The 13,375-nt window shown below is 59.1% G+C and carries 12 protein-coding genes; 4 read left to right on the top strand and 8 right to left on the bottom strand.

Annotated features, from left to right (window positions below; all coding sequences use genetic code 11):
* Positions 1-213: 213 nt before the first annotated feature.
* The 3 genes from ACQY7R_RS07945 to fumC all read left to right on the top strand — a co-directional run bounded on the left by ACQY7R_RS07945 (position 214) and on the right by fumC (position 3,241).
* A complete protein-coding gene (locus tag ACQY7R_RS07945) occupies positions 214-855 on the top strand; it encodes a cobalamin B12-binding domain-containing protein (RefSeq protein WP_428305070.1) in 642 nt (213 codons plus the stop codon).
* A gap of 81 nt (positions 856-936) precedes the next feature.
* Positions 937-1,350: a DUF2177 family protein gene (locus ACQY7R_RS07940; RefSeq protein WP_428305069.1), complete on the top strand. Its 414-nt coding sequence runs from the start codon at positions 937-939 to the stop codon at positions 1,348-1,350.
* Positions 1,351-1,789: 439 nt separating this feature from the next.
* The gene (gene fumC, locus ACQY7R_RS07935; RefSeq protein WP_428305068.1) at positions 1,790-3,241 is read left to right on the top strand and encodes a class II fumarate hydratase; all 1,452 of its coding nucleotides are present in this window, start codon (positions 1,790-1,792) and stop codon (positions 3,239-3,241) included.
* A 104-nt stretch (positions 3,242-3,345) separates the two neighbouring features.
* On the opposite strand, the gene ACQY7R_RS07930 is transcribed toward fumC, so the two are convergent.
* The 3 genes from ACQY7R_RS07930 to lepA form a co-directional block, all read right to left on the bottom strand.
* Positions 3,346-3,750 carry a hypothetical protein gene (locus tag ACQY7R_RS07930; protein ID WP_428305067.1) on the bottom strand — a complete coding sequence of 135 codons (405 nt, stop codon included), beginning with the start codon at positions 3,748-3,750 and terminating at the stop codon, positions 3,346-3,348.
* A gap of 14 nt (positions 3,751-3,764) precedes the next feature.
* Positions 3,765-4,109 (bottom strand): hypothetical protein, encoded by a 345-nt coding sequence (locus tag ACQY7R_RS07925; RefSeq protein WP_428305066.1) that lies wholly within the window; start codon positions 4,107-4,109, stop codon positions 3,765-3,767.
* A gap of 281 nt (positions 4,110-4,390) precedes the next feature.
* Entirely contained in the window at positions 4,391-6,187 is a 1,797-nt protein-coding gene (lepA, locus tag ACQY7R_RS07920) for a translation elongation factor 4 (RefSeq protein ID WP_428305065.1), read from the bottom strand.
* A 711-nt stretch (positions 6,188-6,898) separates the two neighbouring features.
* Between lepA and ACQY7R_RS07915 the strand changes: the two genes are divergently transcribed.
* Positions 6,899-8,065 (top strand): XylR family transcriptional regulator, encoded by a 1,167-nt coding sequence (locus ACQY7R_RS07915; RefSeq protein ID WP_428305064.1) that lies wholly within the window; start codon positions 6,899-6,901, stop codon positions 8,063-8,065.
* Positions 8,066-8,127: 62 nt separating this feature from the next.
* Here ACQY7R_RS07915 and ACQY7R_RS07910 read toward each other — a convergent pair whose 3' ends face one another.
* The 5 genes from ACQY7R_RS07910 to ACQY7R_RS07890 form a co-directional block, all read right to left on the bottom strand.
* Positions 8,128-9,060: a DUF1559 domain-containing protein gene (locus ACQY7R_RS07910; RefSeq protein WP_428305063.1), complete on the bottom strand. Its 933-nt coding sequence runs from the start codon at positions 9,058-9,060 to the stop codon at positions 8,128-8,130.
* Positions 9,061-9,150: 90 nt separating this feature from the next.
* Positions 9,151-9,579: a hypothetical protein gene (locus ACQY7R_RS07905; RefSeq protein ID WP_428305062.1), complete on the bottom strand. Its 429-nt coding sequence runs from the start codon at positions 9,577-9,579 to the stop codon at positions 9,151-9,153.
* A gap of 186 nt (positions 9,580-9,765) precedes the next feature.
* Positions 9,766-10,746, bottom strand: a complete 981-nt coding sequence (locus tag ACQY7R_RS07900; protein ID WP_428305061.1) for a PEP-CTERM sorting domain-containing protein — start codon at positions 10,744-10,746, stop codon at positions 9,766-9,768.
* 103 nt (positions 10,747-10,849) lie between these two features.
* Complete coding sequence (locus ACQY7R_RS07895) at positions 10,850-12,055, bottom strand: hypothetical protein (protein ID WP_428305060.1); 1,206 nt, start codon at positions 12,053-12,055, stop codon at positions 10,850-10,852.
* Positions 12,056-12,534: 479 nt separating this feature from the next.
* A complete protein-coding gene (locus ACQY7R_RS07890) occupies positions 12,535-13,374 on the bottom strand; it encodes a sialate O-acetylesterase (protein ID WP_428305059.1) in 840 nt (279 codons plus the stop codon).
* Between the last annotated feature and the right edge of the window lies 1 nt (position 13,375).

Below are 13,375 nucleotides of genomic sequence, written 5' to 3'. Positions count from 1 at the left end.
GCCTTTGGAGTCAGCGAATCATCGCTCAAGCGATGGTGCGATCGCGGCTTGATCCGTTCGCAGCGCACCGCTGGGGGGCATCGTCGACTGGCCGTGCAGGACGTCGTCTCCTATTCCCGATCGTCTGGACAGCGGTTGGCGCGGCCAGAACTGTTGGGCCTGCCGTCGACTCGAAAAGCAAGCGTTGACGCACTAACCAAGGAAATGAGGCACTTGCGGGAGTCACTCACGCAAGGGAATACAGAGAAGTGTTTCGAGACCGTGGTCGGTTTGTATGCTCGCGGACATCGCGTTAGTGAAATCTGCGACTTGGTGATTGCTCCCGCCTGCCGCGAGATTGGCCATCAATGGGAATGCGGCGAGATTGAGGTCTATCAAGAGCGGCGGGCGTGCGAACTCTGCCTGCAGACGCTTGCCGAAGTCTCGCGTCTCGTGCCGCCAGCCAAGGGGCGGGCGCCTATAGCAATCGGAGGATCGCCCGCAGGAGACCCGTACGGCTTGCCGACGCGAATGGTTGAGCTAGTGCTGCGTGAGCAAGGTTGGCGATCGCAATCGCTGGGCTCATCGCTGCCGCTTGAAACGCTGTTGGCCGCTGTTAACGATTTGCAGCCTCAGTTGCTGTGGATTAGCGTGTCGCACCTCTCGAGCAAAGAACTATTTCTGGCTAACTACCGAGCGATGTTCGAACAAGTGAAAGATCGCGTGGCGGTGGTCGTCGGAGGGCAAGCACTGGACGAGTCGCTGCGACGACAGATGGAGTACGCCGCGTACTGCGACAACCTGCAGCATCTTGAGAACTTTGCGGAAATTCTGAAGAACTCGTCGCGACCGAGACGCCGCAAGGCTGCGCGATAAGCGATGAGCAAGGGCTAGTGGCTTCGCTCCCAGGAACGTCGCCGCGATTCATCGACGGAAGCGTACCGAAGGGATTGATCGATGCAGAGCTTAAAAATTTTCGCAATTGTCGCCCCGGTGTGTATGGCCATCGATTTGCTATGGCTGGGCGTCATCATGAAAGACTTCTACAGCAGCGAGCTAGGCGAACTTGCTCGCCGTCAGGCGGGCGGCTTGTCGCCACGCTGGCCTGCCGCAATCCTGGTCTACCTATTGATTCCAGCGGGCATCGTTATCTTCGTTCGTCCGCTCCTGCAGGTAGACTCAAGCTGGGCGCATACGGCTGGAATCGGGGCGCTGTTCGGCTTCATCGTTTACGGAGTGTACGACCTGACGAATCGAGCCGTGCTGGAGAACTACTCGCTAAGGCTAACGATCGCGGACATTCTATGGGGCTGCGTTCTGTGCGCGCTGACGTCCTGCGTCATGCGTGCAGCCATGCGGTGGATCGCTTGATGCTCATTCAATGCGTGGGCTATCCGCGGGAGGGAAGACTCGATCGTCACGGCGACTAACTCCGTACGGCAGCGAGCGGTTGAGTTCCGTGAGAAGACAGCCTCCGCCGGCGCTAAACAAACGAAGGAATTCGATCAGAACGCCTTCGCTAAATTCGAACGGTTCCGTCCACGCGTCGAGTAGGCCGAGGCGCTAGCGGAATTGCATACGCAGTGTGCAGATGCCGAATTTGAGTATGAGGCAAGCGACGACGGGAAATTGACGACGCTCGAACGCAAAGCAAACTGAGCGTCGCTCCAGCGTCCGCCCGCTCTCCGCACCCGTGCCACTACCCTCGTTCGAAGAGCCGAGTGATCCCGCGTTGGCCAATCGATCGAAGTTCGATAGATTACGGCCTCGCGACACATGAACTTGCTATTCGGCACGGGGAATCTTGATAATGGAACCACCGCACCCAGTCGTGGTCGACGTCCCGATTGGTATTCTCGCGACAGGACTCCGTCGCGAGACAGATTCAATGGGCGCCATCGACGTGCCGGCCGATCGGTACTGGGGGGCGCAAACTCAGCCTTCGCTGATCCATTTCTCGATCGGCGATGATCACATGCCGAAGCGCGTGTATCACGCCTATGGTTACGTCAAGAAGGCCGCGGCGCTGGTGAACACGTCGGCGGGGCGACTGCCTGCTTGGAAAGCCGAGGCCATTGTCAAAGCCGCGGAAGAGGTGATCGCCGGGAAGCTTGACGATGATTTTCCGCTCTACGTTTGGCAGACTGGTTCCGGCACCCAGTCGAACATGAACGTCAACGAGGTGATCTCGAACCGAGCGATCCAGCTTCTAGGCGGAGCGCTGGGGAGCAAATCGCCGGTTCACCCCAACGACGACGTCAACATGGGGCAGTCGTCCAATGACAGCTTTCCAACGGCGATGCACGTCGCTGCGGTCATGGAGTTGGATGAAGCGCTCATCCCTCGCGTTGAAGCGCTGACGAAAGTCATCGAGGCCAAGTCGCAGCAGTGGATGGGAGTGGTCAAGACGGGACGCACTCATCTGCAAGATGCGACGCCGCTGAGCGTTGGGCAGGAATGGTCTGGCTACGCGGTGCAACTCCGCGATGCTTTAGCGCGGATCATCGCCTCGAAGGCGGGGATCTATCAGTTGGCTGCGGGCGGGACGGCGGTAGGCACCGGGCTCAATGCGCCCCAAGGCTTTAGCGAAGAAATTGCGGCGAAAATCGCTGAACTGACAGTTCGGCCGTTCGTCACGGCGCCGAACAAGTTCGCAGCGCAAGGGTCGCTCGACGCGATCGTCTCCGTCATGGCAACCGTCCGCGGTCTGGCGGTGGCGCTAATGAAGATTGCCAACGACATGCGCTGGCTCGCTTCGGGCCCGCGCTGCGGCTTGGGCGAATTAATTCTACCTGCCAACGAGCCGGGCTCGTCGATCATGCCGGGTAAGGTGAATCCTACGCAGTGCGAAGCGATGGTGATGGTGTGCATCCAGGTGATCGGCGACGACAATGCCGTCGCCTTCGCCGGGAGCCAGGGTAACTTCGAATTGAATGCGATGCGGCCGATCATCATCAACAACACACTGCACGCGATCCGCATTCTCGGCGATGCCTGCGAGAAATTCCGGCTCTATTCCGTCGAAGGAACTGAGCTTGACCGCTCCCGCATCGACGCGATGGTTGGTCAGTCGCTGATGCTGGTGACGGCTCTGTCGCCAGTAATCGGGTACGACAAGGCTTCGAAGATCGCCCATCTGGCCAACGACGAAGGACTCACGTTAAAAGCGGCTGCCTTAAAAAGCGGATTCGTCAACGAGAAGCAGTTCGACGAAATCGTCAATCCGGCGAACATGGTCGGTCACGGCGTGGCGGGCGCGTGAACTGCGATGAGATAAATGCGAACTCGCACGCTCGAAAGGCGCAGGTCGTCGCTGGGCAGACTCCTGCGGTGACGCCTAAAGTCACTTGCTTCCCTCGAGCGTCATCACTCAACGCGATACGGCGGCATGTTCATGACCGGCCGCGAAAATCCCCAAGATGCGGCCAACGCATCGGCCGCCTCTTCCGGATCGAGGATGTCGTTCCACGGGCCGTTTCGTAAGTACGCATGAGCGAACTCATGCGCGATCACGTAATGAGCGAATGACTCGTCGCAGTTGGAGAGTCGCGGTCTGAGCACGACGCTGCGACTGCTGATGCCGGCATCGCATGGGGCGGCCATGAATACCGACGAGCCCTCGCCGGGAACGTAGTTGTCTAGGGAGACCGTAAAGGAAGCGTCGGTGACGAAGTCTTGTTGAACGTCCGTCGGCAGCGCATTGAGCACCAGCAGGACGCGTTGCGCCAACGGTTGGTAATGCTCGAATGATTGAAGGTAGGCGGCAAACATTTTCGGGCGGGCGTTTAGAGATGCACTGGAACGTGACGGATTTGCTCGTTCTCAAGCGGCGGTGGCGGAGGATCAATCCACGGCATCACCTGTTGCTCGTCGTGCATTTTCGAAACGCGTGATTTGAATTCGCGAGTTAGTTTGAACAACACGTCCCGCTCGGAACTGCCGCTGGCGGCAATTTCGCCCGCTTCGCCGCCGGCCAGGTTCGCGACGCGACCGCTCATAGAGCCGTCTGCGGTTTTGCACACGTAGATGATGCATGAGAACGCCGGCACGGCGGGCTTGGCGTCGCCGGTGATCTCAAGTGGTTTGGGGCCGTCGGCATTAGCCCCGCCTGGCCTTGATGGCGTGGTCATTCTTATAAGTCCGATCTTCGAAGTCGTCTGATCTACGCGCCTGGTTTGCATCACGCAGCACGCGGGTGGCCCCGACACTCGGCTGCGGATCGCGTCGCACTTGCCAAAGCGTTGCCGGCCGCGTGTCGGAGTCGCGCCAGCGACAGGAGGCATAGAGCCTTGACGCTGGCTCGCCTCTTGTTGCCTGCGGCGACACCGACACGCTGGCGTTCATGCGTTGTCGGTAGGCGACGGCATGTGCGCCAGAGTGTCGGTGCCACCCGTGGTGCTACTTGCGTCATCTAGTCGTCCTCGGCACGCAGCACCGCGATAAACGCCTTTTGGGGGATGTTCACGCTGCCGAAGAGCTTCATCTTAGCTTTGCCCTTCTTTTGCTTCTCAAGCAGCTTTTTCTTGCGCGTCACGTCGCCGCCGTAGAGTTTCTCCGTGACGTCCTTGCGATACGGGTCGACCGTGGTGCGGGCGATGATTTCGCCGCCGATGGCGCCTTGAATCGGGATCTTGAATTGATGCCGCGGAATCTCCTTGGCCAACTGTTCGCAGTAGTGAAGCGCCCGTGTGCGGGCCTTGTCGCGGTGAACCAAGTAAGAGAGCGTGTCGACCGGCTCTTTGTTCACCAGAATGTCGACCTTCACCACGTCAGTTTGGCGGTATTCGATCGGCTTGTAGTCGAACGAGCCGTAGCCTCGCGTCAGCATTTTTAGTTTGCCGTAGAAGTCGAAGAGGACCTCGCCGAGCGGCATCACGCTGGTCACTTCCATCCGCTTGGCGGACAGGTAGTCCATCGTTTGGCTTTCGGAGCGATGCTCGCGGCAAAGTTCCATCACCCCGCCGACGTACTCTTCGGGAGTGATGATCGAGGCCTTGATGTACGGCTCGCTGGCCGACTCGATCGACATCGGATCGGGCCAGTACGTCGGATTGTCGACTTCCATTTCCGAGCCGTCGCGCAGCCGCAGCTTGTACTTCACCGAAGGAGCGGAGATGACCAGGCCGATATCGAACTCGCGCTGCAATCGCTCTTGGATCACGTCGAGATGCAGCAGGCCGAGGAATCCGCAGCGGAAGCCAAACCCCAGCGCCGCCGAGCTATCTTTCTCGAACGTGAGCGCGGCGTCGTTGATCGAGAGCTTTTCGAGCGCCTTGGTGAGTTCCTGATACTCGCCGGTATCCATCGGGTAGATCGACGAGAAGACGACCTGCCGTGCCGCCTGATAGCCGGGGATCGGTTCGTCGGCTTGCCGATCGAGGAGCGTGAGCGTGTCGCCGATTTCGATGTCTTGCACGCTCTTGACGCCGGCGACGATGTAGCCGACTTCGCCGGCGCTGAGCTGCTGACGCGGCACGAGTTGGAACTGGTTGTAGCCGACCTCGTCGACCTTGAAGTCGCGATTCGCGTGCATGAAGTGGATCGTATCGCGCGGCTTGAGCGTCCCCTCCATCACGCGGCATTGCAAGATGACGCCGCGGAACTTGTCGAAGTGGGCGTCGAAGACGAGCGCCTTTAATGGCGCGTCGGGATCGCCGGTTGGGGGCGGCAGCTTTTCGACGATGCCTTCTAGGACTTGGTCGATGTTCACGCCGTTTCTGGCGGAGATCGGAATCGCAGAGAACGGATCGAGGCCCAACTCGGCGTCGATTGCTTCTTGAGCGCGGTCGATGTCGGCGGAGGGCAAGTCGATCTTGTTGATGATCGGCAGCAGTTCGAGGTTGTGTTCCAGCGCCATGTAAAGATTGGCGACCGTCTGGGCCTCGACCCCCTGCGACGCGTCGACGACAATCAACGCCCCTTCGCACGCCATCAGCGAACGGCGGACCTCATGCGAAAAATCGACGTGGCCTGGCGTGTCGATGAGATTCAGCAAGTAGTCTTTGCCGTCGAGAGCGCGGTAGTTGAGCGTGATCGTGTTGCTCTTAATGGTGATGCCGCGCTCGCGCTCGATGTCCATCGAATCGAGCATCTGCTCGTGGAGATCTCGTTGCGAAATTCCACCGCACTGCTGGATAATGCGGTCGGCCAGAGTCGACTTGCCGTGGTCAATGTGGGCGATAATGCAAAAGTTCCGAATGTGTTCCATGACACTGTTTTAGCAAGATGCGCCGTCATGGAGCAGTGGCATCGGAAGGCGTCGACGAGGAACGGAGAGGTAAATGTGAGGCCCCTTCGAGTGGTTGAGACTTGCTGTGACTGGCGACGTTACTTCACCGCCAGCCGTTTCTTAAGGCAAAATTTATGACCCTGCCGACGGTGCAGTTTGACACTTGAGATTGATCGGGTAGCTCCGGGTAGGGACGCCACTTTGGCGGTGCTCAACGATCAGCCAAGATCAGCGTAGGGTTGAGCATGACGACCGTCGTGCAATCGAATTGAGTAATCGTCGTCGCAGCATTGAGAGAACAGCACTCATCGCTGAGGCTTTCCAGCTAGGGCGACGATCGCTCGCTGGCCATGCAACTTGCGAAATTCCCACAGCCGTACCTAAGACTACTTTCGCTTGGCTCGGCGCGCCCTTCGCCCGCGTGGTTGTATTGGATCGTCTATATGGGGTGTGGTTGATTTGCCAAGAAGTTACGCGCTCTAGGCGACTGACACCCTCGGTTACCACATCTTTTACGCTTTTTGCGCCAACCCGTACAACGGCTTTCGCGGCCACGCCGCCCCGAGACGTATGATGCCGGGCCGCGAGCAGCTCGCGTAATATATTGCAAACAATTTTCAATATCTATTACTGCAACGGCCCCAGCGCAAAGGTAGAAATGGGCATTCCGAGGCGGCTGAGCGATGGGGCATGACGAAGAAATTTGAAGTCGCGTTGATTATCGACCCAGGTTCTCCCTACGACCGTCGCATCGTGCGCGGCGTGGCGGAATACGTCCACCGCGTCCGTCGCGAGTGGTCGATCTATGTGGAAGAGGATTTAATTGATCGACTGCCCGACCTACAGGCGTGGGGAGGCGACGGGATTCTCGCCAATCTCGACGACGAACGGATCGCTGCGGCGGTAATGAGCCTCGGCATTCCGGTGATTGGCATTGGCGGCGGGTACGGTTTCTACGAACACCATCCTGAGATTCCCTACGTCCGCACTGACAATCGGGCGATCGCGCGGCTGGGGGCCAAGTACCTGCTGAACCTAGGCTTTCGCCGGTTCGCCTTCTGCAACGAACCGCTGACAAAGTTCAATGGTTGGGCGAAAGAACGGGCCGATGCATTTGCAGACGTGATTCGTGAAGCGGGATTTCCGTGCGACGTCTTTACCGGCCGACACAGCCCGGCGAAGCAGTGGAGGCAAGCGCAAGCCTCGCTGCAGGAGTGGCTTGCCAAATTACCGACGCCGATCGGAGTGATGGCGTGCCACGACGGCCGTGCCCGGCACGTACTGCAGGCGTGTCGTACGCTAGGACTTCGCGTTCCAGACGACGTGGCGATCCTGGGCGTCGACAACGACGACTTAATGTGTGAGTTGACGAGGCCTCCGCTATCGAGCATCGAGCAAGGAGCGCTCCGCGTCGGCTTCGAAGCGGCGGCGATGCTCGATCAGCTAATGCAGGGGAATGAGCTCACGCAGCCGCAGCTTTCCGTGCCGCCAGAGCAAGTGGTAACGCGGCAATCGACCGACGTGACGGCGGTCGCTGATCCCGATGTTGCCGAGGCGCTTGAGTTCATTCGACTGAACGCCTGCAAGCCGATTCATGTAAGCGACGTCCTCGACCTCGCCCGTATGTCGCGCTCGACGCTGGAAGCGCGGTTCCGCGAATCGATCGGACGGACGATCCACGCGGAAATTCGCCGCATTCAGCTAGAGGAGGCCCAGCGGCTATTGATCACGACTAATATCCCGATCAAGGAAGTCGTGCAGCGCGTCGGGATTTCTTCGGTGCAGTATTTCAATTCGGTCGTGCGAAACGCGACGGGGCAAACGCCGGGGGAGATTCGCAAGCGAGCGCTGCGGTAGCTCGGCAATTAGCAGATCTTAATTCCGAAGCCGCTTTGGACTCCGGAAGTTGCCCCGCACCTTCAGTTAGCGCTGTTGGGTTCGTCGCCTGCAGTCGAGGTCAAACTCCGCCACACTTCCAGTGCGACGTCATCGCTGTAGTTTCTGACTGAGCCATCGGCCAGCAAGGAATTCACGCCTCCTGCATGGCGGCTGCGGGAGGCAAGCGTGCGAGTATTGCTGTCTTTCGACACCGACGTGAGATTGACGCACGGCGGGTTCAACGGTTCGGTGGTCGTCGTGATGCAGTTCGAAGCCATCACGTCGGCTTCGGTTGAGTTGGGCGTCAGCCACCCCGTGAACGACCCGCCGTCGGAATATCCAATGATTCGCCCGCGCAGATCGTTTCCTTGCCCTTGGATCATTTCACTCACTAACAGCGTGTTCGAGAGGCCGTCAGAGATATGCCTAAACTCGGCGTAGCCCATGTATTTGCGAGTTCCGTTGGGGTCGGGGTCGAGAACATTTCCGAAGGGCGCTCCGAGAAACAGCACATTGCCGACGTCGTGCTGCCCAAATGTCGTATTGCCGTAGTTCGCGGCGTAATTGTGATTTGCCATCGGCTTATTGTTAGTAATCGTCGGTGCGTTCGGAAAATCAGATGGGCAGGTGTACGTTCCGATTCGCGTCGTCATGAAGATTTCGTTCTTCGCATTCGTGTATGCGGTGCCCGCCTCATACGTTCTGGCAAAGTTGTCCTGCTCTAGGTACGGCAGGATTGCTGCCGCCCAGGTCCCGTAGCAACAGCCTTGCGTCCCCTCGGGCAGATGGCCTTTGGCGTCATGATGCAGTTGCATCGCTAGGCCAACTTGCTTGAGGTTATTGAGGCACTGAGATCGTCGTGCCGCTTCGCGAGCCGCTTGCACGGCTGGCAGCAACAGCGCCACCAAGACGCCGATGATGGCGATAACGACCAGCAACTCGACCAGCGTGAAAGCACTGTGGGAACGTTTCATGTGCAAACCTGATAGCTATCGTTGAATCGACGTGTGCCGCCAAGCACTTCGGGTGACTTTTAAGAACCTTAACTACGCTGACGGGTCGAACTACTTGCTTGTTAGAGCGAAATCAAACACGTTCTTTCCTTCCGCAGTCACCTCAGCGACGAGCGTCGAGTTGACGTTGTACTTCTTCGGAAGGGCTTTGTTTTTTAGCTTGGCGACGGCAGCCTCGAACTCGGGCGTGCCCGGCGAGATGTCGCTCGGCGGCAGTTCGGCGTCGCCGACGATCGCCACGGCGTAAAGCCCCGGAGTGATCTCTTTGTTCGCCTGCGTCGCATACTTGCCTGCTGTGATCGTCGCGCCCGCTTGCGTTTGCTGGCCGCTTTGAGGCTCGAATGTGATGTAGCCCGACGCTAGCGGCTTTCCATCAAACGAAACGTTGCCAGTGAGCGGTTTGCCTTCCGGCGTTGCTTGGCTGCAGCCCGCGACAAAAACTATCGCGATGAGCGACGCAGCCTGTAGCTTCAGAAACATCAACGTTGCATCCGCTCCGAAGACGCCGGCTAGCCGAAACGCTGGCACACCCAGAACTGTAGTGAACTTCTCGTATGGTCGACGGCTTGTCATTGTTGAGTCTGCCGAATGTCTTCCAATAACTTGCAAACCACCCCATGCTTACGGCCAACTCTTGCAGCTGGCCGTAAGCATGGGGACTTACGGCTAACGACGTCGAGAGGCGCCGAGCGCCGCCACGGCTCCGAGGACCGCCAAGGCAAACGTCGCGGGCTCCGGCACGAGCGCCGGCGTCACGTCGGCGAAGGTCGGACCAACGCGCAGTTCATCAATCTGCAGGTCGCCCGGCGAGAGCTGATCGCCGCGAAACCAGAAACTATTGATGTTCGCCACGTCGGCCGGTCCGATCTGTGCGGTCACCGAAGGCGTTCCCGCGGGCGCCCCTGGCGTCGGATTGATCCAGAGGCGTACTTGGTCGTCGGTGGTAGTTCCAGTGAGATGTTGGTATTCCATGACCAATAGCAGTTCATCGCCGACGGCGTACGACTGCGAGAGATCCCAGGCAGTTGTTGCGGGCGTCAGGCCAGCGTTATGTTTCACGATGCCGAGTTGGTAGTTGCCTGTTTGGACGTTCGAGCCGTCCAGCTCGCGGCGAATGCGAATTTGGCCTGCAAACGCCGTTGCGGTCGACATGCCGCCGGTTCCGGTTCCTAAATGGAATCCCGCGATAAAGGCGCCCATACGATTGGCGTCGTTCTCGGCGCCGCTGACTAAAGTCACCCAGTTAGTCATTTTTAGCGTGAACGAGGCAAATAGGCTGCCGTCGTTCTTAGTCGCGTTGTAGGGGGCGCCGGGAAGATTGATTCTGGCGTAGTTGCCGTTCGGCAATCTTGGCAAGGCCAAGCTATTACCGGTTGCCGCCTGCAAACCTGGGAAGCCAAGATTGCCCGCAACGATGACCGAGGTATCGCTGGCCGCGGCCGGCGGCGTCGGCGAGGTCGGGTCTAGCCAAGGTTGGCTGGCGGCGACGTTCGTTTGAGTGACGATCCGTTCGCCAACCGTGTAGTCGAAGCCATCGTAGAGAATCAAGGCGGCGGATGATGGCGCGGCCATCGTTAGCAAGGCTAAGCAAGCGGCGCCGAGCGACGAACGTCGCCAAGGCGTGACGCAACGATTGATATGCAACATTAGCGACTCGCAAGTAGGGGTGTTACGCAAGATGCCAAGCGTCGTAGCGATTGCTACGGCGCGTTCTCATTCGTCATTGCCGCCACTTCAACGTTGGCTCGATTTAAGCTTTAACCTTCACGACTGCTTGGCCGCGACGCACCGTCGCTAGCGACAACAATCCGCTCGCGGCGAGTGCCAACGCATAGGGTTCCGGCACGGCCGCCACTGGCGTTGGGCTCAAGGTTTGGCCGTACTGAGCTTTCCAGCGCACCAGATCGTCGGCGCCAACGCCTGCAGAGGAGTCGTTCGGCAGCGGCGTCGCGGAACCAAACTGCCGTTGCCAAAGCAAGAAATCGGCGCCGTCGACGATGTTGTCTTGGTTGTAGTCTTCAGCCAAGCCGGCGGGAGCGGCCACTGGGGTCACATCGGCGAAGCTGAGGCCGACGCGCAGTTCGTCGACGGTCATGTCGCCCAGCACGGCCGTATCGCTACGGAACCAAAAGCTGCGAATCACCGAGAACCCGCTTGCCAGGACGTCGGGATTGCCGACGCCTGATTCGAGCGTCGCCGGCCCCGGGGCTGCTCCGGGCGTGGGATTGATCCAAAGGCTCGCGACGTCGTCGTCGGTCGTGCCCGTGTTGAACTTGTAGTTGCCTACAAGCAAGATTGTGTCGTTCACGCCCCATGACTGCGTCGTGTTCCAGGTCACCGTCGTGCCCGTGCCGAACGAATTATTCTTGACGATGCCGAGTTGGTATTTGCCCGTCTGCGTGAAGGTCCCGGGCGTGCTCTCAACGATCTCGCGGCGGATGCGGACTTGGCCGGCGTAGGCTGCCGCCGACGCCATTCCTTGTGAAGTCGTGAGGGGCCCCCAATGGAAACCGGCGAAGAGTCCGCCGAGACTCTGCAGATCGATCGCTTCCTGATCGGGGCGTTCAGCGACGTTGTTGAGACGCATCGTGAACGAGAAGAAGAGCCCGTCGGGCGTGTTCGTGTTATTCCAAGAACCGGCCCCCGAGGCGAGTGGCAGCGTGAGCCGCGAGATGTTGCCGTTGGGCGAACGCGGCACTGCGAGACTTCCGCCGGAACTCGTCGCCAAACCAGGATATTGGAGATTACCTTCGGTCACGAGTTGCGTGTCGGAGGCGCCGACCGGCTGTGCCGGCGAGCTGGGGTCTTCCCAATTGGTGCCGGCAGGGCTCACCTTGCCGACGATGTGCTCGCCGGTGGTGTAGCTGAACCCCTCGTACAAGACCGGCGCGGCCGAGAGGGGCGCGGCGACGGCGAATGCCCCAAGCAAGCAGGCTAACGCGAACAGCTTCATCACGATGCTTTCCAGTTGTTCTTCAGGTAAAACGTTGCACGAAGAAGTAGGCGAGGCGGCAGTGTAGTCGCGGATTATGACCCTGCGGTGAAGACTCTTTGTTTCGTCCGCCTCTTTCGTGGAGGCAGACGATTTGGCTAAGTCGTCCCATTCGCTACGAGCAAGGCGGGGCGACTCAGTAGCCCCTCGTTTACGACTTCCCTCAGGGGCAAAAAACACGCCGTAGATCGATTCTTGTCGCCGCTAAAATTCATTTCCAACGCTTTCGAGAGATCCCACAAACTGCTTACGCGATGTCACAAAAAGTAAGGGCGCGGCTATGGCAATGTTGAAATGCCATCTGAGGCGTCGTGCACAGTTACTGGGCAGGCCGTGACGAGCGACGCCCAAATCCAAGGCATTGCGCGGACTCGCAGAGACTTGGCAGTGAAGGCATTTTGCAGCGCGTTTAGCGCAGGCAAAAAAGATGCTTGTTTTGTCTCTTATTTAAGAGAGCGTTTATCGCTCGTGGATTCGTGCACAGCTTCTGCATACCGCCGCCCGAATGTTTTTAGCGACTCTGCATCGAAGTGAGTCTTGTCGCCTTGATCTTCAAGACCTGCTGAAGCAGCAACGGCGACGTGCGGGAGTGCGGACGGTAGTGCGTGCAACTGACGGTTAATCTCATCAGTTTGCGGGTGTGCGTCGCTACGGAAGCGGCCGAGTTCGCCTACGACGAACGGCAACTCAGGTTGATCCAGGTCGCGGCGAAAGTCAGTGATGAATTGAGTGAGCCTTGTTCCATACATTGGCGCAAGCTTGTCTGTGGAGTCAGACTCTCCCTGATGCCAGAGAACTCCCTTCAGTTCGCCAACGTGCTGGCCTAGCCGTGCACGGGAGAGCGACGCATTGTAGAGCTTTCCGCCGCGCGACCATTGGTCGAGTCGCGTGCCGCCGGCGGCGCATGGAATCAGTCCGATCGTTGCGTGCGGGGCGCGCTCCAGCATCGCCTGTGCGAAGTCGATCCCCAGGCCGACGCCCGCGATCGATGGCTTGTCGAAGTGAAGAGGATGCGCCGCAGGCTGCCACTCGTTGTTTGCATCGAGCATGTAGACGCCGCCAACCGGTTGCCGGTCTGCAGCTGTCATCTTGCCGCGACCAGCCATGTTCGATTGGCCGAGCAGCACATAAACGTGAAAGTTCTCCTTCGCGACTCCCGACGGAGCGGCATGTTCACCGACGCATTTGATCGAACTAGTTCCCACAAAGCAACATGACAGCAGCGCGCAGAACAGGCCTCGCAGCATCAATTGCCGGCGGAATGAGTCGCGGTCAGTCATCATG

It is taken from the genome of Lacipirellula sp. (genome assembly GCF_965279485.1).
GTDB lineage: Bacteria > Planctomycetota > Planctomycetia > Pirellulales > Lacipirellulaceae > Lacipirellula.
Note: the sequence above shows the minus strand (reverse complement) of the source record. Positions and strands in the feature narration are given on the sequence as shown.